The organism is Saxibacter everestensis (assembly GCF_025787225.1).
Classification (GTDB): domain Bacteria; phylum Actinomycetota; class Actinomycetes; order Actinomycetales; family Brevibacteriaceae; genus Saxibacter; species Saxibacter everestensis.
The window spans coordinates 720,122-744,369 of the sequence record NZ_CP090958.1; the positions used below are offsets into that span (position 1 = coordinate 720,122).

General features: G+C 66.1%; 22 protein-coding genes. 15 read left to right on the top strand and 7 right to left on the bottom strand.

Annotated features, from left to right (window positions below; all coding sequences use genetic code 11):
- Positions 1 to 14: 14 nt before the first annotated feature.
- From LWF01_RS03580 to LWF01_RS03640, 13 genes are all read left to right on the top strand, one after another.
- Positions 15 to 599 carry a (2Fe-2S)-binding protein gene (locus LWF01_RS03580; RefSeq protein ID WP_432761983.1) on the top strand — a complete coding sequence of 195 codons (585 nt, stop codon included), beginning with the start codon at positions 15 to 17 and terminating at the stop codon, positions 597 to 599.
- Complete coding sequence (locus LWF01_RS03585; protein ID WP_349639672.1) at positions 596 to 3,028, top strand: xanthine dehydrogenase family protein molybdopterin-binding subunit; 2,433 nt, start codon at positions 596 to 598, stop codon at positions 3,026 to 3,028. Before LWF01_RS03580 ends, LWF01_RS03585 begins: the two co-directional genes overlap by 4 nt.
- Entirely contained in the window at positions 3,009 to 3,875 is an 867-nt protein-coding gene (locus LWF01_RS03590) for an FAD binding domain-containing protein (protein ID WP_349639673.1), read from the top strand. The genes LWF01_RS03585 and LWF01_RS03590 overlap by 20 nt, the downstream gene beginning before the upstream one ends.
- Before the next feature lie 134 nt (positions 3,876 to 4,009).
- Positions 4,010 to 4,810, top strand: a complete 801-nt coding sequence (locus LWF01_RS03595; RefSeq protein ID WP_349639674.1) for an SRPBCC family protein — start codon at positions 4,010 to 4,012, stop codon at positions 4,808 to 4,810.
- Between the two features lie 128 nt (positions 4,811 to 4,938).
- Positions 4,939 to 6,069, top strand: coding sequence for a GuaB3 family IMP dehydrogenase-related protein (locus LWF01_RS03600; RefSeq protein WP_349639675.1), 1,131 nt, complete (start codon positions 4,939 to 4,941; stop codon positions 6,067 to 6,069).
- A 271-nt stretch (positions 6,070 to 6,340) separates the two neighbouring features.
- A complete protein-coding gene (locus tag LWF01_RS03605; protein WP_349639676.1) occupies positions 6,341 to 6,559 on the top strand; it encodes a helix-turn-helix transcriptional regulator in 219 nt (72 codons plus the stop codon).
- A 51-nt stretch (positions 6,560 to 6,610) separates the two neighbouring features.
- The gene (locus LWF01_RS03610) at positions 6,611 to 7,483 is read left to right on the top strand and encodes an SURF1 family cytochrome oxidase biogenesis protein (protein WP_349639677.1); all 873 of its coding nucleotides are present in this window, start codon (positions 6,611 to 6,613) and stop codon (positions 7,481 to 7,483) included.
- A complete protein-coding gene (locus tag LWF01_RS03615) occupies positions 7,480 to 7,902 on the top strand; it encodes a DUF3817 domain-containing protein (protein WP_349639678.1) in 423 nt (140 codons plus the stop codon). The genes LWF01_RS03610 and LWF01_RS03615 overlap by 4 nt, the downstream gene beginning before the upstream one ends.
- Before the next feature lie 42 nt (positions 7,903 to 7,944).
- Complete coding sequence (gene guaA / locus LWF01_RS03620) at positions 7,945 to 9,549, top strand: glutamine-hydrolyzing GMP synthase (RefSeq protein ID WP_349639679.1); 1,605 nt, start codon at positions 7,945 to 7,947, stop codon at positions 9,547 to 9,549.
- A gap of 37 nt (positions 9,550 to 9,586) precedes the next feature.
- Positions 9,587 to 10,219 carry a biotin transporter BioY gene (locus LWF01_RS03625; RefSeq protein ID WP_349639680.1) on the top strand — a complete coding sequence of 211 codons (633 nt, stop codon included), beginning with the start codon at positions 9,587 to 9,589 and terminating at the stop codon, positions 10,217 to 10,219.
- Positions 10,216 to 10,938, top strand: a complete 723-nt coding sequence (locus LWF01_RS03630; RefSeq protein WP_349639681.1) for an energy-coupling factor ABC transporter ATP-binding protein — start codon at positions 10,216 to 10,218, stop codon at positions 10,936 to 10,938. Before LWF01_RS03625 ends, LWF01_RS03630 begins: the two co-directional genes overlap by 4 nt.
- Complete coding sequence (locus LWF01_RS03635; protein WP_349639682.1) at positions 10,935 to 11,567, top strand: energy-coupling factor transporter transmembrane component T family protein; 633 nt, start codon at positions 10,935 to 10,937, stop codon at positions 11,565 to 11,567. The genes LWF01_RS03630 and LWF01_RS03635 overlap by 4 nt, the downstream gene beginning before the upstream one ends.
- A 115-nt stretch (positions 11,568 to 11,682) precedes the next feature.
- Positions 11,683 to 12,747, top strand: a complete 1,065-nt coding sequence (locus LWF01_RS03640) for a LacI family DNA-binding transcriptional regulator (RefSeq protein ID WP_349639683.1) — start codon at positions 11,683 to 11,685, stop codon at positions 12,745 to 12,747.
- A gap of 25 nt (positions 12,748 to 12,772) precedes the next feature.
- On the opposite strand, the gene LWF01_RS03645 is transcribed toward LWF01_RS03640, so the two are convergent.
- The gene (locus LWF01_RS03645) at positions 12,773 to 14,191 is read right to left on the bottom strand and encodes an MFS transporter (RefSeq protein WP_349639684.1); all 1,419 of its coding nucleotides are present in this window, start codon (positions 14,189 to 14,191) and stop codon (positions 12,773 to 12,775) included.
- Positions 14,188 to 14,721 (bottom strand): TetR/AcrR family transcriptional regulator, encoded by a 534-nt coding sequence (locus LWF01_RS03650; protein WP_349639685.1) that lies wholly within the window; start codon positions 14,719 to 14,721, stop codon positions 14,188 to 14,190. The genes LWF01_RS03645 and LWF01_RS03650 overlap by 4 nt, the downstream gene beginning before the upstream one ends.
- 201 nt (positions 14,722 to 14,922) lie before the next feature.
- Here LWF01_RS03650 and LWF01_RS03655 point away from each other — a divergent pair, with 201 nt between their 5' ends.
- Positions 14,923 to 16,233 (top strand): MFS transporter, encoded by a 1,311-nt coding sequence (locus LWF01_RS03655; RefSeq protein WP_349639686.1) that lies wholly within the window; start codon positions 14,923 to 14,925, stop codon positions 16,231 to 16,233.
- A 61-nt stretch (positions 16,234 to 16,294) separates the two neighbouring features.
- Here LWF01_RS03655 and LWF01_RS03660 read toward each other — a convergent pair whose 3' ends face one another.
- The 5 genes from LWF01_RS03660 to LWF01_RS03680 all read right to left on the bottom strand — a co-directional run bounded on the left by LWF01_RS03660 (position 16,295) and on the right by LWF01_RS03680 (position 22,769).
- Positions 16,295 to 17,101 (bottom strand): enoyl-CoA hydratase/isomerase family protein, encoded by an 807-nt coding sequence (locus LWF01_RS03660; protein WP_349639687.1) that lies wholly within the window; start codon positions 17,099 to 17,101, stop codon positions 16,295 to 16,297.
- The gene (locus LWF01_RS03665; protein ID WP_349639688.1) at positions 17,098 to 18,267 is read right to left on the bottom strand and encodes a CaiB/BaiF CoA transferase family protein; all 1,170 of its coding nucleotides are present in this window, start codon (positions 18,265 to 18,267) and stop codon (positions 17,098 to 17,100) included. The genes LWF01_RS03660 and LWF01_RS03665 overlap by 4 nt, the downstream gene beginning before the upstream one ends.
- Entirely contained in the window at positions 18,267 to 19,886 is a 1,620-nt protein-coding gene (locus LWF01_RS03670; protein WP_349639689.1) for a class I adenylate-forming enzyme family protein, read from the bottom strand. Before LWF01_RS03670 ends, LWF01_RS03665 begins: the two co-directional genes overlap by 1 nt.
- Positions 19,870 to 21,036 (bottom strand): type 2 periplasmic-binding domain-containing protein, encoded by a 1,167-nt coding sequence (locus LWF01_RS03675; RefSeq protein WP_349639690.1) that lies wholly within the window; start codon positions 21,034 to 21,036, stop codon positions 19,870 to 19,872. Before LWF01_RS03675 ends, LWF01_RS03670 begins: the two co-directional genes overlap by 17 nt.
- A gap of 242 nt (positions 21,037 to 21,278) precedes the next feature.
- Positions 21,279 to 22,769, bottom strand: a complete 1,491-nt coding sequence (locus LWF01_RS03680) for a helix-turn-helix domain-containing protein (RefSeq protein WP_349639691.1) — start codon at positions 22,767 to 22,769, stop codon at positions 21,279 to 21,281.
- A 152-nt stretch (positions 22,770 to 22,921) separates the two neighbouring features.
- Between LWF01_RS03680 and aceA the strand changes: the two genes are divergently transcribed.
- The gene (aceA, locus tag LWF01_RS03685; protein WP_349639692.1) at positions 22,922 to 24,214 is read left to right on the top strand and encodes an isocitrate lyase; all 1,293 of its coding nucleotides are present in this window, start codon (positions 22,922 to 22,924) and stop codon (positions 24,212 to 24,214) included.
- Positions 24,215 to 24,248: the final 34 nt, after the last annotated feature.

The following is a 24,248-nucleotide window of genomic DNA, read 5'->3' on the forward strand; positions in this document are numbered from 1 at the left end:
GATGGGAGCGGTCAATGACGACCTCAATGCAGATTTCCACCACGGTCGACGGTGTGCGCTACGTCGATCAGGTCGAACCAAGGATGCTGCTCGTTCAGTATCTGCGGGAGCGGCTGGGCAAGACCGGAACCGTGGTCGGGTGCGACACCAGCAATTGCGGTGCGTGCACTGTTTTGCTGGACGGTACGAGCATCAAGTCATGCACGATGTTCGCGGTGCAGGCAGATGGCCACGAGGTGACCACGATCGAGGGGATATCCAGGGATGGCGAGCTGCACCCGGTGCAGCAGGCATTCCATGAATGTCACGCCCTGCAATGCGGTTTCTGCACTTCGGGGATGATCATGCAGTCGGTGTCGCTGCTGCGGGAGAACCCGCACCCCAGCGAAGAAGAGGTCCGGGAGGGCCTCGAAGGAAATCTGTGCCGGTGCACGGGCTATCAGAACATCGTCGCGGCCGTGCGTTCGGCAGCCGACGCCGGTGACGGGGCGAGCTCCCAGGCGGCCGGCTCTGACACAGCGAGCGCCGTCGCTGCGAGCACTGATACAGCGGGCACTGGCTCGGCTGGCGCCGACGCGGAACGGGTAGGCATGCCATGAGCATCACCGAAGAGCGCGAGGTAGGACGGGCGCGGCCCCGGAAAGAAGACCAGCGGCTGATCACCGGCCGAAGCCGGTACACCGACAACATGACCCTTCCGGGGATGCTGCACCTGGGCATGGTGCGCAGCCCCTTCGCCCACGCGCGGATCACCGGCATCGAGGTGGCAGCCGCGAAGGAGTCACCCGGCGTGATCGACGTGCTTACCGGCGCCGACCTCGCCGACACCCAGGGCAGTCTGCCCAATGCCTGGCCGGTGACCCCGGATCAGAAGGCGCCAGCGCATCCTGCGGTTGCCGTCGATCGGGTCAGCTTCGCCGGCGAGGTGGTCGCCGTCGTGATCGCACGATCGGCAGCCGAAGCGCGCGACGCGATGGAACTCGTCGACGTCGACTACGATGAGCTGCCGGTCGCCCTGGATCTGGAACGGGCGGCTGACGACCAGGTTCTCGCGCACCCCGATCTCGGAACGAACACCTCGGCGGTATGGGTTTTCGACTCGGCCGAGGCGGGCACCGGAGGCGAGGTGGGGCAGGCGATTGACTCCGCAGAGGTGGTTGTCGAGCGGACCTTCCACCAGCAGCGGTTGATCCCGGCATTCATGGAGCCCCGTTCGATTGTGGTCGACCCGACGGGTGACCAGATCACTATGTGGTCGGCCACCCAGGTGCCGCACATTCTGCGACTCATGCTGGCCCTGACGCTCGGCATCCCGGAGGGCAAGTTGCGGGTTATCGCGCCCGACGTCGGCGGCGGTTTCGGCGGGAAGCTGCAGGTTACCCCCGAAGAGGTAATAACCCTTCTGGCGGCGCGCCGCACCGGCAAGCCATGCAAGTACACCGAGACCCGCAGCGAATCGCTGATGGTGGCTCATCATGGCCGCGGCCAGGTGCAGCACGTGACGGTGTCGGCGACCAGGGACGGCCAGGTCACCGGCCTGTCCGTACACCTGCTGGCCGACATGGGCGCCTATCTCGGCCTGGTCACCTCGGGTGTGCCGATTCTCGGCGCGTTCATGTACAACTCGATCTACAAGTTCCCTGCCTACCGGTTCGAATGCCGCAACGTTTTCACCAACAAGGCCTGGACCGACGCCTACCGCGGGGCGGGCCGGCCGGAGGCGACGTTCGCCATCGAACGGATCATGGACGAGCTGGCGACCGAATTGGGCATGGACCCGATAGAGCTTCGCCGGAAGAACTGGATCGGGCACGAGGAGTTTCCGTTCACCACAGTGGCCGGGTTGGAGTATGACAGCGGCAACTACGAGGCGGCGACCGCCAAGGCGCTGGATCTGTTCGGCTACGACGAACTGCGCGCCGAACAGGCCAGGCGGCGGGATGCCAATGATCCGGTCCAGCTGGGCATCGGGGTGTCAACGTTCACCGAGATGTGCGGCCTGGCGCCCTCACGAGTGCTCGGCTCGCTCGACTACGGCGCCGGCGGCTGGGAGTACGCGCAGGTCCGGGTGCTGCCGACCGGGCACGTCGAGGTTGTGACCGGGTCGAGCTCGCACGGCCAGGGCCACGAGACGGCGTGGAGCCAGATCGTCGCCGACCGGCTGGGAGTGCCGTTCGAGAACGTCGAGGTGCTGCACGGGGATACGGCTATCGCGCAGCGCGGCCTGGACACCTATGGATCCCGGTCACTCACCGTCGGCGGCATGGCGGTGATCGCCGCGGCGGACAAGGTGATCGCAAAGGCGAAGACGGTGGCGGCGCACATGCTGGAGGCGAGCGAGGACGATATCGAGTTCGCGGCAGGCCGGTTCGGCGTGCGAGGCACCGACCAGGGGGTGGGGTTGGGCGATGTCGCGCTCGCAACGTTTGCGGCGCACGACCTGCCCGATGGGATGGAACCGAGCCTCGACTCCGACGCCACCTTCGACCCGGAGAACTTCTCCTTCCCGCATGGCACTCACCTGGCCGCGATGGAGGTCGACACGGAGACGGGTCAGGTCACGCTGCGCAAATATGTGTGCGTCGATGACGTCGGCAACGTGGTCAACCCACTGATCGTCGAGGGCCAGGTGCACGGCGGGCTTGTGCAGGGGATAGCGCAGGCGCTGTTCGAGGAGGCTGTCTACGACGAATCGGGGACGCTGGTCACCGGATCGTTCGTCGACTACCTGGTGCCTAGCGCGGCCGACCTGCCCTCGTTCATCACCGACCGCACCGAGACTCCGTCGACCACGAACGTGCTCGGCGTCAAGGGAGTCGGTGAGGCGGGAACCATCGCTTCGACCCCGGCGATCGTCAACGGCGTGCTTGACGCCATCCGGCACCTGGGAGTGCAGGACGTCCGGATGCCGTGCTCGCCCAGCCGGGTGTGGGCGGCGATCAACTCGGCCGGCTCGGCAGAGACTGCTCGGGCGCCACAGGTGCAAACTGCAGAAGGAGGCATGTCCCATGATCCCAACCAGCTTTGATTACGCGGCGCCGACAACCATCGACGAGGCGCTACAGATGTTGGCCGCGTCGCCGGATGACACGAAGCTGCTTGCCGGCGGGCAAAGCCTTATCCCGGTGATGAAACTGAGGCTGGCGGACGCGGAGCACCTCGTCGACCTCGGACGGATCGAGCAGATGCGCGGTGTGCGGATGGACGGTGACCGGTTGGTTATCGGCGCGATGACCGAGCATCACGAGGTGGCGAGCCACCCGCTGGTCGCCGCGCACGCCGGCGTGCTTGCCGACGCCGCGGCCTCGGTCGCCGACCCGCAGGTGCGGCACCGCGGCACGATCGGTGGGGCGCTGGTGCATGCCGACCCGGCCGGAGACTACCCCGCCCCGGCGCTGGCCCTGGATGCCGAGCTGGTGATCACCGGGGCAACGGGCACCCGGACGGTGCCGGCCGCTGAGTTCTTCGAAGACTACTTCACCACGGCGGTCGGCGACGACGAGATCCTGACCGAGATCCGGTTGCCTTCCTACTCCGGTTGGGGCGGCCGCTATGAGAAGTTCACCCGGGTGGCACAGCAGTGGTCGATCGTGGCGGTGGCCGCCGAAGTCAGGGTGGACGGCGGTGTGATCGCCGAGGCGCGGATCGGGCTGACCAATATGGGGTCGACCCCGATCCGAGCCCGCGGCGTCGAGGCCGCGTTGGCCGGCTGTGCGATTGATGACGGTTCGGTCGCTGAGGCGTGCGCCTCGGTCGCCGAGGGCACCAGCCCGCCTAACGACATCAACGGCGATGCCGACTACCGGCGGCACCTGGCGACAGTGCTCACCCGGCGGGCTGTGCTCGGCGCGGCCCGGCAGGAGCCGGCGCACTAGGGTCCGGCTGCAGCTGGGCAGCGCTAGGGTCCGGCGGACCAGGTAGCACTAGTGCATGGTGCAGCTGTGCAGCACTAGTACCTGGCGGACCAGACAGCAACGAAACCTCGGCAGTGACTTGGGAGGAACGCGGAATGGAACTGCATCATCGATTTGAGGTGCCGAGCCCGCTCGATAAAACCTGGCGAGCGTTCAATGAGCTGGAAGGAGTTGCGCCCTGCTTTCCTGGCGCCACCCTGACCGGCGTCGAGGGCGACGAATTCAGCGGAAGCGTCAAAGTGAAACTCGGCCCGATTTCGATGGTTTACAGCGGCACCGGCCGGTTCATCGAGCGTGACGAGGCGAATCACCGCGTGGTGATCGAGGCGGCTGGCAAGGACAGGCGAGGCAATGGCACGGCCGGCGCCACCGTGACAGCCCGGCTGACACCGTCCGTGGCCGGTACCGAAGTCACCGTCGACACGGACATGAACGTGACCGGCAAGCCTGCCCAGTTCGGTCGCGGCGTCATCCAGGACGTGTCGGACAAGCTGCTCGACCGATTCGTCGCCTGCCTGGTGACCACGTTGCCGGACGGGGAGCGCGAGACCGGTGTAGAGCCGGGTTCTGGCGGCTCGGGACCGGTTGACGCAAGACCCGACTCGGGAACGGTTGCCGCGGGTCCTTACTCGGGACCGATACACCCTGGCGCGGACACCAGCCCGGTTGACGCCGGCCCGGACTCGGGAACGGCCGGCCCTTCACCGGAGCGAAGCCCGGCCGCCGGCCCGACGCCTGCCCCCACCCCTCGCCGGGCGCCGGAACCACCCGCCGGCCTCGACTTCGGTGCCACGCTCGTACCGGTGTTGCTTAAGCGCTACGGCCGGGGACTGGCCGTCGCGGCGTCCATCGTCGTGGCGGTGACGCTGCTCGCCCGGCGTCGGCGCCGCGGTTAGCGGTGCGGAGGAACGCGAACTCTGTGCAGGCTGCTGCAGAAGAACGCGCACGGTGTGCCAGAACGCCCCTGAATACGCGCGCGGTCCTGCCGGAAGTCAGCGATCCTCGGCTCAGGTAACCTGAACCGGTGAGCATTGAGATTGAAATTGGCCGTGGAAAGCGTGGTCGCCGCGCGTACTCTCTCGACGATATTGCTGTCGTCCCGTCGCGCCGGACCCGGGATCCGGAAGAAGTTTCGGTTTCCTGGCAGATCGACGCCTACCACTTCGACCTGCCGATCGTCGGTGCGCCGATGGACTCCGTTGTCTCACCAGCGATGGCGGTTGCGCTCGGTCGTCTCGGCGGCCTCGGCGTCCTCGACCTGGAGGGATTGTGGACTCGGTACGACGACCCGGAGCCGCTGTTGGCGGCAATCGCCGAGCTACCCCAGGCCGAAGCGACCGCGCAGATGCAGAAGCTCTACGAGGAGCCGATCCGCGCTGAACTGATCACGGCTCGCCTGGCCGAGATCCGCGACGCCGGCGTCACGGTTGCCGGCGCGCTGACGCCGCAGCGAACCCAGCAGTTCTGGAAGACCGTCGTCGATGCAGGCGTCGACATCTTCGTCATCCGTGGCACGACTGTGTCGGCGGAGCATGTGTCCGGTCACGCGGAACCACTTAACCTCAAGCGCTTCATTTACGAACTCGACGTCCCGGTAATCGTTGGCGGCGCCGCCACCTACACCGCGGCGCTGCACCTGATGCGTACCGGCGCTGCCGGGGTGCTCGTCGGTTTCGGCGGGGGAGCGGCGATGACAACCCGGACAACGCTCGGCATCCACGCGCCGATGGCCAGCGCCATCGCGGATGTCGCGGCGGCTCGACGGGATTACATGGATGAGTCCGGTGGGCGCTACGTGCATGTGATCGCCGATGGAGGGCTTGGCTACTCAGGCGACCTGGTGAAGGCGGTCGCGGTTGGCGCTGACGCCGTCATGCTGGGAACCGCACTGGCGCGCGCCGAGGAGGCTCCCGGGGGAGGCTGGCACTGGGGTGCGGAGGCGCACCACTCGTTGTTGCCGCGCGGGTCCCGGGTGAATGTCGGCACCGTTGCGCCCTTGGAACAGATCCTGTTCGGGCCAAGCCGCCGTGCCGACGGCACGTCCAATCTGGTCGGAGCGCTGAAGCGGGCGATGGCGACTACCGGGTACTCGGACCTGAAGGAATTCCAGCGGGTCGAGGTCGTTGTGTCGCCGTACCACTCCCGTTCCGAGTAGTGGCCGGGTAGTAGCGGCCGGGTAGTAGCGGCCGGGTAGTCACTGCCGGCGAAACGGTCCGGTTTCGCCCCCTGCCAAGCGAAACGGTCCGGTTTCGTGCGTTTGGTCCGTTTAAAGGTGACGACCAGAGCAACTTTGTGGACCGTTGCGCCGAACGGAGTCCTGAGAATGTACCTAAACAGGTACAGACCTTTGTGAAAAGCTCAAGTGAGCTTGGTGGGTGTCGCCGAATTCAGAACAGCCCCCGTTCATTAATCAGCATCGACGAAATTTGGGCCTTCGAATTCGGGAGGCCCGGGCAGGTAATTCGCTGAGCCAGGAACTGCTGGCGGACCGGGTTGGCGTGGATCGCAAGACGATCAGCCGGGTCGAGAACGGTCTGATCAGCCCGAAGTACGACCTCATCGTCGACCTTGCCTATGCCTTGAACGTCCGGGTCGAGTGGCTGGTGGAGGATCCGGGCCGACCGCCGCACGGATCGGCTTCGTAGCCTGGCTCACTCGATGTGCGTTCGGCCCGCGCGGGCGCGTATCGTTATTGAGTGCTTAAAGTGGCGTTACGGGGCAAATGGATCTGGGCACTTGTGCTTGCCCTGGTTCTGGCGTCCGGATTCGCCTTCCTAGCCAATTGGCAGTTCTCCCGCGCGCAGGAACGTTCGCAGCAGGTAGAGACCGCCGATACCGAGACTGTGCGACCCTTCCTCGACGTCGTGCAGCCCCAGCAGATGCTTCCATCCACGAAAGCCGACCAGATGGTGTCGCTCAGCGGACACTACAATCCGGAACAGCAGGTCGTCGTGCCCGGTCGTGAGCAGGGCAGCGATACCGGCTTCTGGGTCGTCACCATGTTCGTTCCCGACGGGGCAGAATGGCCGGGCCATACGGATGACGAACGGGACGTCGCCATCCCGGTGGTGCGCGGATGGACGGCGTCGGAAGATGAGGCGATGGCGTCCGTGGCGAGTGCCGAGCCGGTGATGATGACTGCACGACTCACGCCGACAGAGTCGCCAGAGCCCGCAGATAGTCTGCCGAAGGGCCAGGTGGCTACCCTGTCGACGGCGCAGTTGATCAACGACTTCGACGTGCTTAGTTACCCGGCCTTCCTGCTGCCGACGCAGCAGGAGGGTGCCGGCGCCAGCGCGGCGACATCCGGGCTCGAGCCGGTGCCCGCGCCCGCTCCGCAGCCCGGCGGGATCAATCTGCAGAGCCTGTTCTATGGGATCGAATGGGTCGTTTTCGCGCTCTTTGCGCTGTACATCTGGTGGCGGATGGTTCGAGACGTTTACCAGCGTGAGCAGGAGACCGCTCTTATGGCCGATAATGGATACGACGTGGTGCAACGAAATGGCAGGGAGAGCCCTGATGCCAAGACCGCCCTCGCCACACAACACCTGGAGAGTAAGGACACATGAGCGGATCGCCGATGGATGAGCGTCCCGATGCCGAATCGAGTTCGCCGTGGACCGCGCGCCGCTACGGCCAGGCCCGGGGCGCACTGACCTTTTATCGGATCATGGCGTATATCACCGGCACATTCCTGCTGGTGCTATGCGTTGAGATGATCCTGAAGTACGGGCTGCAGATCGACATGCAGTTCGGTTCGTTCAACCTCGCCTCCGCCATCGCCATCGGCCACGGTTGGTGCTACGTCGTGTACCTGATCGCCGATTTCCGGCTTTGGCAGTCGATGCGCTGGCGGCTCAAGGACTTCCTGATCATCGCCCTGGGCGGCGTGATTCCACTGTTGTCCTTCATCCTGGAGAAGCGGGTACACGCCAGGGCGAGCCGCGAACTCGACGACGCCATCGTCCTGGCTCCCCGAGACCTGTAAAAGCGCAGCCGTCGCAAGGCGGCCCCACCCTAAAGGAAATCTGTGACCGACTCCGTCCAACAGCCGCCGGCAACCCATGCCCGTCCCGTTCTCGTGGTCGATTACGGCGCGCAATACGCGCAGTTGATCGCCCGGCGCGTGCGTGAGGCAAACGTTTATTCAGAGATCGTGCCGCACACCATGTCCCTGGAGAAGATGCTCGCCAAGGATCCCTCGGCGTTCATTCTTTCCGGCGGACCGGCAAGCGTTTATGCCGATGGGGCGCCGGCTGTCGACAGCGAGCTTTTCGAGTCCGGCGTGCCGGTGCTCGGCATCTGCTACGGCTTCCAGCTGATGAACCAGGCGCTCGGCGGCGAGGTCGCTCACACCGGAGCCCGTGAGTATGGTGGCACTGCTGTCACCGTCTCGCCCGACAACACGCTGCTCGCCGGGCAGCCGGAGTCGCAGAATGTCTGGATGAGTCACGGCGACTCGGTGCAGAAGGCGCCGGATGGATTTGACGTCCTCGCCAGCTCATCGGTTGTTCCGGTTGCAGCGATAGCCGATACGGAACGCGCGCTCTACGGTGTGCAGTGGCACCCTGAGGTAAAGCACTCCACCCACGGCCAGGCCGTGCTGGAGAACTTCCTGTACCACGGCGCCGGGCTGAAAGGCGACTGGACGACGGGCAACGTCATCGAGGAGCAGGTCGCCGTTATCCGCAGTCAGGTCGGCGACGGCAAGGTTATCTGCGGTCTTTCCGGCGGTGTCGATTCCGCCGTGGCCGCGGCACTCGTGCACGAGGCGGTCGGTGACCAGTTGACCTGCGTCTTCGTCGACCACGGTCTGCTTCGTGCCGGCGAGGCAGAGCAGGTCGAAACTGACTACGTTGCCGCCACCGGCATCAGGCTCAAGGTGGTGGACGCCGCCGATCAGTTCCTGGCCGCGCTGGACGGGGTCAGCGATCCGGAAACGAAACGCAAGATCATTGGCCGCGAGTTCATCCGGGTCTTCGAGGCTGCCGCGCGGGAAGTTGTGGCTGAAGGCGCGGCCGAGGCATCGAGCGAGGACGAGCAGGTGCGTTTCCTGGTGCAGGGGACGCTTTACCCGGATGTTGTCGAATCCGGGGGCGGCGAGGGGGCTGCGAATATCAAGAGCCACCACAACGTCGGTGGCCTGCCGGATGACCTGCAGTTCGAACTGGTCGAGCCGCTGCGCACGTTGTTCAAGGACGAGGTACGCGCGGTCGGAGCGGAGCTGGGTCTGCCTGAGGCGATGGTCTGGCGCCAGCCGTTCCCGGGTCCAGGCCTCGCCATCAGGATTGTCGGCGCGGTGAACCAGGCACGCCTGGAGACGCTGCGCGCCGCCGACGCGATCGCACGAGAAGAGCTGACCAAGGCCGGACTGGATCGCGAGATCTGGCAGTGCCCGGTGGTGTTGCTCGCCGACGTGCGCTCGGTGGGCGTGCAGGGTGATGGCCGCACCTATGGCCATCCGATCGTGCTGCGGCCGGTTTCCAGCGAGGATGCGATGACAGCCGACTGGACCCGGTTGCCATACGACGTTTTGGCCCGGATTTCAACTCGGATAACCAACGAAGTTGCCGATGTCAATCGAGTGGCTTTGGATGTAACGTCCAAGCCGCCGGGCACCATTGAGTGGGAGTAGAACCTCTACACCACTTTGCCCAAACATCAGGAGTGACATGAAGACCAGCACCTCGCAGGTCCGCGAAGCCAGATCGCCGGAGACAGGTCGTCGGCGCCAAGGGTGGCGTGCGGGCGACCTCGCGCTCATCGCCGTGTTCGCCGCATTGATCGCCACGATGGGAATGCTTCCGGCGATTCCGGTTGGCGGGGTCGGGGTTCCGATCACCCTGCAGTCCCTGGCCGTGATTCTCACCGGTTTGGTGCTCGGACCCGCGCGGGGCTTCGCGGCGACCGCGCTCTACGTTGTGGTCGGCCTGATCGGGATCCCGGTTTTCGCCGGCTTCACCGGAGGCATCGGGGTGTTGGCAAAGCCGTCCGCCGGCTACATTATCGCCTTCCCGCTGGTATCCGCGCTTGCCGGGCTATTGGCGCTGATAGTGGTCCGCAAGATGAAGCGGGCGTGGCACATCCCGCTGTTGTTCGTTGCCGGTCTGCTCGCCAGCTTCACTTTCATGCACCCTTTGGGCATTGCCGGCATTATGGTCAACGCCGGACTTGACCTGCGCGCCGCTATCGCCGCCGACGCGATCTTCATCCCGGGAGATGTGATCAAGAACGTCGTCGCAGCGCTGATCGCAGGCACCGTGCACCGCGCCTTCCCCGATTTGCTGGCCCGTCGGCGCGCGTGAGCGTTCTCCAGCTGGACGGCGCCGCGGTCGCGGTCACCGATCTGGACGGTGACAGCAAGACAGTGCTGGCGCCGACCTCGCTGACGCTTACCGAACGCCGGATCAGTGTGATCGGAGCGAACGGCTCGGGCAAATCCACCCTGCTACGGCTGCTGAACGGCCTCGTCATGCCGAGCGAGGGTTCGGTGACGATCGATGGCCTCGACACCCGCAAGGATGGCGCCAAGGTGCGCCGCCGGGTCGGCTTCGTTTTCACCGATCCGGCAGCGCAGCTGGTGATGCCGACCGGGCGGGAGGACGTCGAGTTGTCATTGCGCCGCCTGGAGAAAGATCCGCGAGCCCGTAGCCGGCGAGCGATGGCAGCGCTGGAGCGATTCGGCTTGGCGGAGCTCGCCGAGCAGAGCGTCTACGAACTTTCCGGAGGCGAACGCCAGCTGCTCGCAATCGCCACGGTGCTTGCGGTCGAGCCGACAGTGCTTGTGCTCGACGAGCCGACGACACTGCTCGACCTGCGCAATCGGGAACTCGTTCGGAGCTTGCTGGCCGGCCTCGACCAGCAGATGGTGCTGGCCACGCACGATCTCGACCTTGCTCTGGATGCGGACCGCTCGCTCGTCATCGACGACGGCAGGGTGGCCTTCGACGGCAGCCCGGCGGCCGCCGTGGCCTGGTACCGTCAGCTGGTTGCCGCCGAGATTCCGCTGGAGAGGCGAAAGTGACGCACCGGAGCGCGTTGCTGGGCAGGTATGTGCAGGGGAACTCCTGGCTGCATCGGGCTCCGGTGTGGTCGAAGTTGCTCGGCATCGCGGTTTTCAGCCTCGTGGTGTTTCTTCACGAGGGCGTGTGGCTCAGTCTCGGCCTGCTGATACTGGCTGCCGCGGCGGGCTTGTCCTCCGGAGTCCGGAGCACGATGTTGCTGGTGCCCTTGGCGCTGCTCTGGCCGGTTCTGCTGCTGCTGTTCGGCTATCACTGGTGGTTGCAGGGCCCATTGGCGGCGGCGCAGATAGTTATCGATATCGTTTCGGTCGTTCTGACTGCCTCGCTGATCACGCTTACCACCCCGAGCCAGCGGCTGCTGGATGCGCTGGTCGCGATGGCTCGCCCGCTGCGGCCGCTCGGCGCGGACCCGGAGCGCTTCGGCCTGTCGGTGGGGTTGATGATCCGGAGCGTTCCCCACCTAATCGGGCTGGGACATCAGGTGCGTGACTCGGCCAAGGCCCGCGGCCTCGAGCGCAACCCGCGCGCCGTCCTGCTTCCCGTCGTGGTGAATGCGGTTGCCTATGCGCAAGCCACCGGCGACGCGCTGGCTGCACGCGGACTCGGCGAGCGGGACGACGGTTCCGCTTGACCGGCGAAACGGTCCGGTATCAGCCCTAGCACCCCGGTCATTGCATACCACTTGGGCAAGAAAGCGGACCGTTTCGCCGTTCGGCTCGCGGGCGCCTGTCGGTAGCATTGCGTGCATGGCGACTATCAAGGAAGTGGCGCGCGAGGCGGGGGTCACCCACGCCGTCGTGTCGCGCATCCTCAACGAGGACCCGACCCTGCACGTCCGTCCTGATACCCGAGAGCGGGTGCTCGCAGCTGCAGCCCAGCTGAAGTACATCCCGAACCATGCGGCGAAGGCGCTGCGCGGCGCCCGAGCCGGCGCAATCGGGCTCGCGGTGCACGAGGTGAGCAATCCGATCTACAGCGCGATCATCGAAGGCGCGCAGCGGGCCGTGTCCGCCCACGGGTCAGTGCTGATGCTCGCCGATGCCGACGAGCTCTACCGTGACCCCGCCACGTTTAGCAGAATGATCACGAGCAAGGCGATCGACGGGCTTATCCTGCTTCCCGCCGGCACTGAGGCCGACGAGTTCGTCGCGCGCGCCGCAGCCGCCTCGCTTCCCACGGTGGTCGTGAACGAGCGCGCCGCCGGCCAACGCAGTGTCAGCGTCGACGATGCCGCGGCGGCCGGCCTGGCGGTGCAGCATCTGGTCGGGCTCGGGCACCGCGACATAGGCGTGCTCCTCCTCGATGGAGAGACCCGGCGGCGACTAGACCGGCGCGAGGGTCATGAGACCGCACTGCGGGACGCGGGCCTCGATCTCCACGACTCGTGGGTCGGTAATGGCGGGCACACGCTCGAGAGCGGACGCGTGGGACTGTTGCGGATGGCAGACCGCGGCCCGTTGCCGACCTCGGTGGTCGTTCACAACGTCATGGCGGCTGTTGGTGTCATCCGCGCGGCGAAAGAACTCGGCCTGAGCGTGCCGCACGAGCTGTCGGTCATCGGATTCCACGACATGAGCTTCGCCGATTTCGTGAGCCCCTCGTTGACGGTGGTGAAACTCGCCCTCGCCGAGATGGGGGTAGCGGCGGTCGAGACCCTGATGCGACTGCTCGCCGGCCAGGAGGTAGATCAGACGATCAGCGTGCTGGAGCCGGCTCCTGCCCTCGTGATCCGTGAGTCGACCGCGCCTCCGCCGCACCGTCCCGATGTCCCTGCGGAAGCTCGATCGGGCGGCGGCACAGACGCGGAGTAGCCGAATGACGTCTGGAGGCCGGCCCTTACCGCGGCGTGCGGCGCCCGCCGATCAGGATCACGAGGCCGCTGAGACCGAGCGGCAGTAGCGCCCAGAGTGTGGCGGTGATGTACCCCTGGCGTGTGGGGAGGAGCCCGCCGGCGGGGGTGGCGGTGGCAAGGAGTAGGCCGGCCAGGGCGCTGCCGATGCTGAATCCGATGCTGCGCACGATCTGGTTGATGGCCAGCACGCTGGCGGTCTCAGCGGGGGGCACCCCGGTCAGGACGAGCGAGGGCATTGCCGCGGAGATGCCCCCGACTCCGAGGCCGAGCACGGCCATCGCCACGAGGACCGCGATGAGTGACCCGGAGGTCGCGGCGAACAGTGTGGCGGCAAACACCGCGGCGGCGAGCATCACTGCCGCCGCCGAGACGAGGTAGGCCCAGCGGTTGGAGATACGGGCGATGAGTCCGGGGAGCGCTTTCCCGGCGACGAAGCCGAGGGCGGAAAACGGGATCAAAGCGGCTCCGGACGCCACGCCGGGGAGTCCGAAGCCGTACGGTGCACCGGAGGGTGTTTGCAGGTAGCGGGTCAGCAGGCTGAACAGCAGGTACATGCCGATTCCGGCGACGATCATCGCGAGGTTCGCCCGGAGCACGGCGGGTTGTCCGAGCAGTCGCAGGTTGACCAGCGGTACGCTCGTCCGCAACTCGACCGCCGCCCAGGCCGTGAGGAATACAACGGTGATCACCAGGATGGACGCTCCTACCCAGGGGCGGTTCCAGGTGCTGGGCTCGGCGATGACCAGGAGGGCCCCGAGCGTACCGAGGCAGAGCAGGAGAGCGCCGGGCCAGTCAATGCCAGGTCGCGGTCCGGGTGCCTCCTTCGGCAGCACCAGCCACGCGATCACGAGCGCGGCAATGGATAGCACGAGCCCAAGCCCGTAGGCGGCGCGCAGCCCGGCGAGCTGGTCGAGCAGGCCGATCACCGGATAGCCGACGCCGATTCCGACTGTGGAGACGACCGAGAGGGTCGCGATCGTGGACGCGGACTTCTCTGCCGGGAGGTGAGCGCGGGCAACGCTCATCAGCAGCGGGACTCCGCCCAGCCCGACTCCTTGCAGTCCCCGTCCGATCAGCAGAAGCGGAAACGGCAGAGGGAGCGTGGTCAGCGCTCCGCCGATCACCACGATCGCAAGGCAGACCAAGATCACCAGTCGCCGCAGTGATCCGCTGCCGAGCCTGCCCAGGAGCGGACCGGCGATGGCGCCGGAGAACAACGTCACGGTCAACGTCCACTGTGCCGCGTTTAACGAGACGTGCAGACCGGTAGCAACCGGCGTGATGAGCGGAGCGCCGAGGCTGCCGATGACTGCCACCACGAGTGCGACGCACACCAACGCGATGCTCAGCCGAGAAGCACCGGCCTCGCTAATGGCCGCATCATCGGTCGTCTTGTCGCTCATCGGTTCGATTCGGTCGTGATGTGCTCGAACAACCCCGAGTCGATCCGCGTCCGCAGCCCGTCGGCCCAGGTCTCGTCGAGATCCGCTATGTCCAGCGCGGCGCCGGCGTTCAGCAGCATCCCGAATGCGAGGAACGACTTGACCGTCACCGGTTCGAGCCCGGTTGCGTCCGCAATCACGTCCCACATGCGGCCGAAACTGGCGCGCACCGCGTCGCGGACTTCCAAATCGCCACATGCAGCAAAGCCCTGCAACTGCAGCAGCAAGTTCGTCCGATCGGCCAGCAACTCGTAATACTCCCGACCCAGCTCCGATAAGGCAGCCAGCCCATCCTTGCCCGACGCTGCCGTCCGCATCCCGTCGATGATGCGATCGAAAGACCCCTGCACCAGTTCCAAGAACAGTGCCTTCTTCGTTCCGAACATGCGGAAGACGTACGCCTGGGTGATCCCCGCCGTCCGTGCAATCGCCTCAGTCGACGCACCGTGCAATCCGTGCGCGGCGAACTCCTCCGCCGCGACCGCCAGCACCTGAGCTCGCCGCTCAACACCAGTCATCCGTTTAGCCATGGGGATAGATTACTAGTTACTAACTACTAATCAATCCCTGCGCCTAGGGTTGACAGCCAATCCTCGCCGTCCTAGATTAGGTAAATCGTGTTAACGCGACGCTGAGCAGGGTGTGGCCGACCGGAATTCGGGCACCATCAACCGAGTCAAAGGAGACAGTGGATGTCAGTACTGAGTACCGGCAAGGGGAAGATAATCGCTGCGGCGGCCGCCGGAAACTTCGTCGAGTGGTACGACTTCGCAATCTACGGGTATTTCTCGCCCGTGCTGGCGAAAGTCTTCTTCCCGGAAACCACGGGTTTGGTCGGCCTCCTGGCCACACTTGGAGTATTCGGCGCCGCCTTCGTGCTCCGGCCGGTCGGCGCCCTCGTCTTCGGGCACTTCGGCGACCGCCTCGGCCGACGCTGGGTGCTCTCCTTCGTCATCCTGGCGATGGCGGGGGCAACAACTCTGATGGGACTGCTTCCCTCCTACGAGATGATTGGCGTGTTCGCGCCGATCGCGCTCACCCTGTTGCGGCTGATCCAGGGCTTCTCGGCGGGCGGCGAGTTCGGCGGAGCGGCCTCACTACTGTTCGAGTACGCGCGGCCCGAGAAACGGGGACTGATGGGGTCGGCGCAACCGGCCAGCATCGTGGTGGCCTTGGCCGTCTCCGCCGGTCTCGGTGCCGCGCTCACCGCCGCTATGAGTGAGGAGTTCCTCTACTCGGTCGGATGGCGCATCCCGTTCCTTTTGGCGCTTCCGTTCGGTCTGATCGGCTGGTACATTCGCCGGCACATCGACGAGACTCCGGCGTTCATCGAGCTGCAGGAGAGCGGTGAGGTGGCGACGAGCCCCGTGAAGGACGTGTTCCGAGCAAACTGGCGGATGATCGTCGCCGGCACCGCCGCGATCGTGTCGTGGACCGCAGGCGGATACGTGACCCTCCAGTTCCTGCCGACCTTCTTCAACGGTGTGCTGGAACGCCCGATCACCGACGGCCTGACCGCGTCACTCGTCGGACTGTCCATCTATGCTGTGTTCATAGTTTTCGGCGGCTGGCTCGCCGACCGGGTGGCCCGCTGGAAGGTGATGATGACGGGCGCGATCGCCCTCGCGGTGTTTGCGGTGCCCTGCTACTTGCTTCTCATCGACGGCTCGCTCGTGGGCATCGGCGTGGCTCTTGTACTTTTCGCGGCGGCGCTGGGACTCGTCGCCGGACCGACGCCGGCGCTGTTGTCCGAGCTCACGCCGGAGAAGGTCCGCACCACCTATCTCGGCATCGTTTACGCGATTGCCAACGCCGCGTTCGGCGGCTTTGCCCCCTACATCGTCATCGCGCTGATCTCCTCCACCGGCCTGTTGATCTCTCCGGCGATCTACCTCGTGGCGCTTGAGCTGATCGCGGTCGGGGGCCTCATCGGGGTCGCCGTGCATATCCGCCGTCGTGCCCGGGCGCGCGCCGTGGCTGTCGAGTCCCTCACGGAGGCGTGAGCTGGCTGGCCAGGTCTCAGTCGGGCCCGCTCACGGAAGCGTGAGCTGGCCCGGCCCGGTCTCAGTCGTCGCCGAACGCCGCAGGGCGCTTCTCGATGAAGGCCCGAATCCCCTCCTGGCCGTCCTCCGAATGGAACAACCGCGCGAGGGCCAACTGATCTGCGGTCAGGGCAGTCTCGATGTCCTGCGACCGGCCGGAGTCGATCAAATGCTTCGCGTCGCGAAGAGCGCTCCGAGGCTGCCCGGCGAGCACCGTGGCGAACTCGAGAGCCGCCTCCAAGAGCTCCTCCGGCGGGTGCACGCGCGTCACGATCCCTTTAGCCAGGGCCTCGTCGGGGTACACGGTGCGGCCCGTCATCACGAGTTCCTTGGTCCAGCGGGCGCCCACTTCGCGCACCAGACGCTGAGGACCGCCCCCGCCCGGGAACAGCCCGAGCTTGATCTCTGGCAGCCCGAGCCGGGCCGTCGTTGAGGCGAGGATGAAGTCGCAGCAGAGCGCGATCTCGAAGCCGCCGCCGAACGCGTAGCCGTTTACGGCGGCGATCGTCGCCTGGGGCAGCCGGGCGAGATCATCGAACACCGCCCGTGAGCGTCGCTGGTACTCCTCGAATTCCTCGACGGAGGCATGGGAGTACTCCTCGATGTCCGCTCCGGCGACAAATCCGCGGCCGGTGCCGGTGAGCACCACCACCCGCACCGCGGGCGTCTGGCGGATGCGGACGATCTCCGTGCCGATCGCCGCGACCAGAGAGCTGGAGAACGCTCCGAGCTTCTCCTCGCGGTCAATGCGAAGGATGCGCACGTGTCCCACGTCGCGCAGCCGGAGATTCGGGTGCACTGAGACCTCGTCGCTGGATTCGGCGATCATCGATTTTGCTCCTTCAGTAGTTCCTCGATCTGCGACTCGGGCAGCACCTCGCGTAGGATCTCGGCGCTGTGCTCGCCGACCCGCGGGGGAGCGTGCCGCTGGCGCCAGGGTGTCTCGCTCATCCGGATAGCGCATCCGATCAATTCGATCGGCGTTCCGCCCGGGCCGTCCACAGTGACGATCATGTCTGAATCGTCGGCGCGTAGCTCGTCCACGGCCTCGCGCGTGGTGCGCACGCGCGCCGCCCACAGTCCACGGGACCCGAACGCGTCGAGCCAGTGCTGGATGGGACGCCTGACCAGGACGGATCCAAGTGCCCGCTTCGCCTCGTCGCGCTCGGTCCACGGATCGAACGCGGCCACAGCCGCGTCGCCCACGGCGTCGGCGATCGTCTCCAGCGGGGCCATCGCTACGGCCAACCAGCCGTCGCTGGCCTGGTAAATGCCGAACGGCGCTGACAGCCAGGCCTGGCCGATCCCTTCCGTCGAGCGTTCGTAGTCGGTCTCCTGGTTCACGAACGCCGAGATCTCCTGGCACTGCATAGCGATCGCCGTGGAGTACAGGTCGACCTCGACTCGCTGCCCGATGCCGTGGATGCTCCGTGCGACCAATGCCGCGAGGATGCCGTTGGCGAGCGTGAGAGCGGTGGCATGGTCGACAATCGCCGTTCCCGCCGGGGTCGGCGGGTCGGTTCGGCGGCCGGTTGCCGCCGCAAGCCCAGACATGGCCTGGATCAGCAGATCCTGGCCGGGGCGGTTCTCGCGTGCGAAGGTCGTGTCCTGGCCCCAGCCCGATCCCGAGCAGTAGATGATGTCGGGCTTGACCGACTTGAATTCCTCGTAGCCAAGTCCCAGCCTGGCGAGGACGCCGGGCCGGAAGTTCTCGACCACCACGTCGCAACTTGCGCCGAGGTCGAGCAGCGCCTGACGTGCGATCGGGTTCTTCAGATCGAGGGCGAGCGAGCGCTTGTTGCGGTTCATCGCCAGATAGGCCGCGGACTCGCCATCGACGAGCTCGCCAATCATCTCAAGCGAGCGTTCCCACTCGCCCTCCGCGCGCTCCACCTTGATCACATCCGCGCCCAGATCGCCGAGCAGCTGGGTGCCGTACGGCCCCAACATCATCTGGGTGAAGTCGAGTACGCGGATTCCGTCGAGGGCCTGCATCAGGGGTTCTCCATTTCGTTCGTGGGGTTCTGCGGGTCGGTCGTGGACTCGGGCCGGAACGCCTCGCGCAGCGCGGCCCGGTCGACTTTGCCGAAACTGTTGCGGGGGAGCGCATCGACGACGTGCACGCCAACGGGCTTCTTGTACGACGCGATTCGCGCGAGGCAGGCCTCGCGTACGAGCCTTGCCAGTTCGTCGCGAGAGATGGGAACCGACGCCGAGGCTTCGAGGACGGCGAAGGCGTGCACACCTTCACCCCATCGCTCGTCGGCCAGGCCAACGACCGCCACCTCGGCGATGCCGTCGATCTCCTCGATCACCTGCTCAACCTCACGCGGATGGATATTGAATCCCCCGGAGATGATGAGGTCGGAACGCCGTCCGAAGATGTGGAGGTAGCCTGCATCGTCGGTGCACCCGATGTCGCCGGTCGAGAACCAGCCGTCGTTGAGCACCGACGCGGTCAGCTCGTCGCGGCGCCAGTATCCGGGCATGACGACGGGACCGCGTATCTTCAGCACCCCGTCGTCGTCGCGATGCTCGATCTCGGGGATCCAGCGTCCCGCCGACTGCAGCCGGGTTCGCGCCACGTCGGCCCGGTGCGGGTGCTCCGCCAGATCGCGGGCCGCACGATCATGGTCGTCAGGCGTGAGTACCGTCAGCGGCGCCAGCGCTTCGGCGAGACCGTAGAACTGGGTGAGGGCGCCAGGGAAGCATCGTGCCGCTCGCGCAAGGACATCGACCGGCGCCGGCGAGCCGCCGTAGGGGACGCTGCGCACGGTCGCGACCGACTCCTCGCGCCCTGGCAGGGCGTCGACCAGCCGGGCGAGCAGGGTGGGAACGAGCGGCAGTACGGTGCCACCGTGCCGCTCGACGGCGTCGAGCACCCGGGACGCGTCGAACGGCTCGACGACTACGGTGCGGGCGCCTCGCATGGCGCAGTCGAGTGCCACAGACCCGCCGAAGTGGGGCATCGGGGCGCCGAGCACGACGACATCCTGGGGGCCGATCAGTGGCAGATGTGACAGGGCGTGCTCGGTCTGCGCCAACCAAGCTGAGTGGGTGACCACTACGCCCTTGGGCGCGCCGGTCGTCCCGGAGCTGTACATCAGCATCGCGATGTCGCCGGGCCCCGAATACACCCGGGTTTCGCCGCCGGCCGTGGCGCCGTAGAAACGAGTGAGGATTGCGTCATCGTTGCCAAGGTCGAGCACCGGAACTACCGATCCCCGCTCGTTCAGCGCATCCCGCACGCCACGCTCGCGTGAGCCTGCGACGCACACGATGGCCGCCTGTGCGTCGTCGACGATCGCCGCGACCTCGCGCGGGTGCAGTCGCGACGACAGTGCCACGCGTACGAACCCGAACCCGAGCAGGGCATGGTCGACGAGGCGCGCCAATACACTGTTTTCGAGATAGACGACGACGCGGTCGCCGGGCGCAGCACCCGAGTCGAGTAGCTCGCGGGCCATGCCGGCGGCCAGCCCCGCTACCTCGTCGAAGCTCAGCCAGCGTTCACCCCACCGCAGGGCGTGCTCGGCGGCGTGGCTGGCGTAGACCCGGTCGAGGAGCTCCGAGACGGTTCGCACCTCGTTGCGCGGGTTAGTGCGATGCGACATCCGCCCACATCCGGTTCAGGGTCGACACGATGTGCTGTGCCGATCGGCCCTGTTCGAACAGGTCGTGAAGCGCGTGGGCTGCCGCCCGCTGGTAGGCGGGATACCCGGCGCGGCGCGGTCGCAGAAACGACAGCTCCATCGTCGAGGCTGTGTTGCGGTAGAGGCCACCCGCCCGCTCGTTTACAGCGCCGTCCAGCCATGCGGCCGTGCTGGCTGGCTGCCCTCCGGCCTCGGCGTAGATGCCGCGCTGGACGTGTTCCGAGGTCGCGAACAGAATGAAGTCCGCCGCCTCGTTCCGGCAGGCCGATCGCCCTGAGACGGCTAGGCCGACCCCTCCGGTCAGCGTTCCGGTGGGCTGCTCCCCAACGGCCGGGGCAGCGTGGAACGACACGGCGCCCCGGCCGTCGCGTCGCAGCGAGTACGTCGAGTACATGAAGACCAGTGGCGTGTAGACCCCCGGCCCGTCGCCGGCGAGCTCGTCCAGCACGGCGACCGGGTCGAGATGCAAGGATCGCGTGGCCGAGGCGATGACGATCTCGCGCATGAGCTCGAGCGCGGGCACGGCAACCTCATCGCAGATCCCGCCGGTTCGCCACCAGCTCGGACCGGTCGCAAGATCCGGGACGGTGCCCGCGTTGTGGGCCTCGCAGAGCGAGAGGAACGTGCCCCAGAGGTGCGTCGGATTCGCGGCGATCACCGTGCGATCTTTTCCGAGTTCGCGGATGAAAGGCACCACATCATCCCAGCGTTCCGGAAGTCCCGCGGCGGGAGCGTCGTCGAGGCGAACGGCGGCCACCATGCACGCCGCGTCAACGGGCAGGGCCCACAATTCGCCCTCCCGCTCGTAACTTGCGTAGCTGCGGCCGATGTAGGCGTCGGCGCGGGAGCGGAGTTTTTCGGCGCCCAAGAGGGCGGAAAGCGAGGTGAGTGCGCCACTCGCCGCGGCGTCTCCGACGAACGGGTGATCGATCGCCAATACGTCGAATCCGGATGCGAGGTCGTCGAGCGGAACGTCCTCGAATTCGTGCAGCGGACGCGCGGTCCACTCGAACGTCGTCCCGGGATTCAGCGCCGAGTAGGCCGAGCTTGCGGCATGAATGGAATCGACGGCCCTCGGATGATCCCAAGTGAGACCCCGAATGAGGCTCATGCTGTTTCGACTCCGGTCGTCGGCCGCGTAAGTCGGACCTCTCCCGTCATGATGCACTCCTCGTCTGCGCTGTACTTCCGATGCTCGCCCCGCGTTCTGGCGGGACAATTCACCGTAACACGTTTTACTAGCTTGGCCGGGGTCGGCGGCTTGACCGGCGAAACGGTCCGGTATCTGCCCTGACACCCCGGTCATTGCCTACCCCCTGGGCAAGAAAGCGGACCGTTTCGCGGGTCGGCCCGCTACGGCGCGTGCTTTTCCAGGAATGAGTACACCTCGGTCGAGTCGACACCGGGGAAGCTGCCGGGCGGCAGTGCAGCCAGCAGGCTCGCGTGTGTCCGGGCCGAGGGCCAGGAGTGATCCGCCCACCGGTCGGCGAGGTGCTCGGGAGGTTTCCGGCAGCAGGAGGCATCTGGGCATCGTGATACCGAGCGCTCGGTGGTCTCCCTGCCGCGGAACCACTTGACCTGTGAGAACGGCACGCCGACACTGACCGAGAATTCGCCGTCCTCCCCGCTCAGCACCTTGGAAGTACACCAATAAGTGCCGGCTCCTGTGTCGGTGTACTGGTAGTAGGGGCTGAACCGATCGGCGATGTCGAAAACAACCCGCGCCGTCCAGTGCCGGCATACGTGCTGACCCTCGATGGCCCCGAGTGCGTCGGTTGGAAAGTTCACTCCGTCGTTTTCGTAGGCCTTGTGGATCGAACCGCTCTCATGCACCTTCATGAAGTGCACATTGATGCCGAGGTGGCGGGTGGCGAGGTTCGTGAACCGATGAGCCGCCGTCTCATAGGAAACACCGAAGTGGTCGCGCAGGTCCTCGATCGAAAGCTGCCTGGCCTCCTTGGCGTTCTTCAGCGCGTGAACGGCGCTGCCTTCCGGCAGCAGAAGCGCCGCGGTGAGGTAGTTGGTTTCAACTCGCTGCCGGAGGAATTCACCGTAGTTGGCGGGCGCGCTGTGCTGCAGAATGTGGCTCGCCAGCGCCTGCAGCAGGGCTGCCCGGGGGTCGTGGCTGGCACGACTATCCTGCGGCAGGTAGATCCGGCCGTTCTTAGTGTCGGTGACCGAACGCGTCGAATGGGGCAGGTCGTGCACGTAGTGCAGCGAGAAGCCGAGGTGCGAAGCCATGTCTCCGGCGACTCGCTGGGTGAGCGGACCGCCGGAGTGTCCGACCGCGGTCAGTAGTTCGGCGGCGTGCTCCTCCAGCTCCGGGAAGTAGTTGTCCTGGGCCCGCATCGTCTCGCGCAGCTCGGCGTTCGCCCGTCGTGCCTCTTCCGGTGTCGCCGCCTTCTGGGTGAGCAGGCGCTCGATCTCTCGTTGCAGCCCGACGATGGTCTGCAACGCATCGGCCGGAAGTGACTTGCCCACCCGGACCTGCGGAAGTCCGAGCGCCGCAAACAGCGGTCCGCGCTGGGCCCGCTCCAGCTCGATCTCCATCGCCGCCCGCTCATCGGCCGGTGCCGGGTCAAGCAGCTCGGGTACGGTGACCGACAGCGCCGCGGCAAGCGTGCGGAGCATCGCGAGGCTCGGCTCGCGCTTTCCGTTCTCCATCATCGAAATTTGCGATGGCGCCCGACCGATGGCATCGCCAAGCGACTCCAGGGTCAGCTTTCGGAGCGTGCGCAGATGCCGGATTCTTCGTCCGATCGTCAGTGCGTCGGTGACCTGTTCGCCGGCAGACTCGACGCCGTCCGGTGTTTCAGGCGCTGTTTGGTGCTGAATAGTTGGCATGCCTAAGGCTCGCACGCAGACAATTTCTACGCAATAGAAGAATCGTGAAATTTCTGTCGAGAAAGCCGGGCAAGAAGGGTTGTTCTTCCGAAAGACTGGGGTCACGCCAGCAAAACGTGCCGGTGAAGGCACGAAGTACTAACGGAGGAAACATGAGCACCTACAGCGATCCGAACCGCCAGACGGCAGAAGAGATCACCCGCGACTGGGATACGAATCCACGCTGGAATGGTGTCCGTCGCGACTACACGGCCGAGGATGTCTTGGCCCTGCGCGGTTCCGTTACCGAAGAACACACTCTGGCCCGGCGCGGAGCGCAGCGGCTCTGGGAGCTGATGGATAGCGAGGAATGGGTAGCGGCCCTCGGCGCACTCACCGGGAACCAGGCGGTGCAGCAGGTGAAAGCGGGCCTGAAGGCAATTTACCTCTCCGGCTGGCAGGTCGCCGCTGACGCGAACCTTTCGGGGCAGACCTACCCGGACCAGAGCCTGTATCCGGCCAACTCGGTGCCCGCCGTCGTCCGCCGGATCAACAACGCGCTGCTGCGCGCCGACCAGATCGAGTGCAGCGAGAATGGCGGCGTGCCCGACCGGGAATGGCTGGCACCCATCGTCGCCGACGCCGAGGCAGGGTTTGGCGGCCCGCTGAACGCCTATGAGTTGATGACCTCGATGATCGAGGCAGGCGCGGCCGGCGTGCACTGGGAAGATCAGCTGGCCAGCGAAAAGAAGTGCGGACATCTTGGCGGCAAGGTGCTGATTCCGACGAAGCAGCATGTTCGCACGCTGAACGCCGCAAGGCTGGCCGCGGATGTCGCCGGTATCCCGAGCGTGATCATCGCTCGCACCGACTCACTCGCCGCCGACCTGGTGACGTCCGATGTCGATGAGCGGGACCAGCCATTTCTCACCGGGGAACGCACCGCGGAGGGCTATTTCCGCACCACACCTGGCTTCGACACAGTGATCTCCCGTGGCCTGGCCTACGCACCCTATGCGGACCTGCTCTGGGTGGAGACCTCGCTGCCGGACCTCGAATTGGCGCGGGAGTTCGCGGAACGGATCCACGCGGAGTTCCCGGGCAAGAAACTTGCCTACAACTGCTCGCCATCGTTCAACTGGAAGAAGCACCTGGACGATGCCACCATCGCCCGGTTCCAGAAGGAGCTGGCCAGCTATGGGTACGCATTCCAGTTCATCACCCTTGCCGGCTTCCACGCGCTGAACCATTCGATGTTCCAGCTAGCCAAGGGCTATGCCAGCGACGCGATGACTGCCTACGTGGAGCTGCAGGAGGCCGAGTTCGCCTCTGAGCGCGACGGTTACACGGCCACCCGTCATCAGCGCGAGGTGGGAACCGGCTACTTCGACCGGGTATCCACGGCGCTGAACCCCGACAGCGCGACACTCGCGCTGGCCGGTTCGACCGAAACCGCCCAGTTCTAACCACTCAGACGCAGAACTAGTACCAGGAGCAAAA

Coding starts and splice junctions, on each gene's coding strand:
- LWF01_RS03580 (WP_432761983.1), top strand. CDS start 15: ATGACGACCTCAATGCAGATTTCCACCACGGTCGACGGTGTGCGCTAC.
- LWF01_RS03585 (WP_349639672.1), top strand. CDS start 596: ATGAGCATCACCGAAGAGCGCGAGGTAGGACGGGCGCGGCCCCGGAAA.
- LWF01_RS03590 (WP_349639673.1), top strand. CDS start 3,009: ATGATCCCAACCAGCTTTGATTACGCGGCGCCGACAACCATCGACGAG.
- LWF01_RS03595 (WP_349639674.1), top strand. CDS start 4,010: ATGGAACTGCATCATCGATTTGAGGTGCCGAGCCCGCTCGATAAAACC.
- LWF01_RS03615 (WP_349639678.1), top strand. CDS start 7,480: ATGAGCGGATCGCCGATGGATGAGCGTCCCGATGCCGAATCGAGTTCG.
- LWF01_RS03625 (WP_349639680.1), top strand. CDS start 9,587: ATGAAGACCAGCACCTCGCAGGTCCGCGAAGCCAGATCGCCGGAGACA.
- LWF01_RS03640 (WP_349639683.1), top strand. CDS start 11,683: ATGGCGACTATCAAGGAAGTGGCGCGCGAGGCGGGGGTCACCCACGCC.
- LWF01_RS03645 (WP_349639684.1), bottom strand. CDS start 14,191: ATGAGCGACAAGACGACCGATGATGCGGCCATTAGCGAGGCCGGTGCT.
- LWF01_RS03655 (WP_349639686.1), top strand. CDS start 14,923: ATGTCAGTACTGAGTACCGGCAAGGGGAAGATAATCGCTGCGGCGGCC.
- LWF01_RS03660 (WP_349639687.1), bottom strand. CDS start 17,101: ATGATCGCCGAATCCAGCGACGAGGTCTCAGTGCACCCGAATCTCCGG.
- LWF01_RS03665 (WP_349639688.1), bottom strand. CDS start 18,267: ATGCAGGCCCTCGACGGAATCCGCGTACTCGACTTCACCCAGATGATG.
- LWF01_RS03670 (WP_349639689.1), bottom strand. CDS start 19,886: ATGTCGCATCGCACTAACCCGCGCAACGAGGTGCGAACCGTCTCGGAG.
- LWF01_RS03675 (WP_349639690.1), bottom strand. CDS start 21,036: ATGAGCCTCATTCGGGGTCTCACTTGGGATCATCCGAGGGCCGTCGAT.
- LWF01_RS03680 (WP_349639691.1), bottom strand. CDS start 22,769: ATGCCAACTATTCAGCACCAAACAGCGCCTGAAACACCGGACGGCGTC.
- aceA (WP_349639692.1), top strand. CDS start 22,922: ATGAGCACCTACAGCGATCCGAACCGCCAGACGGCAGAAGAGATCACC.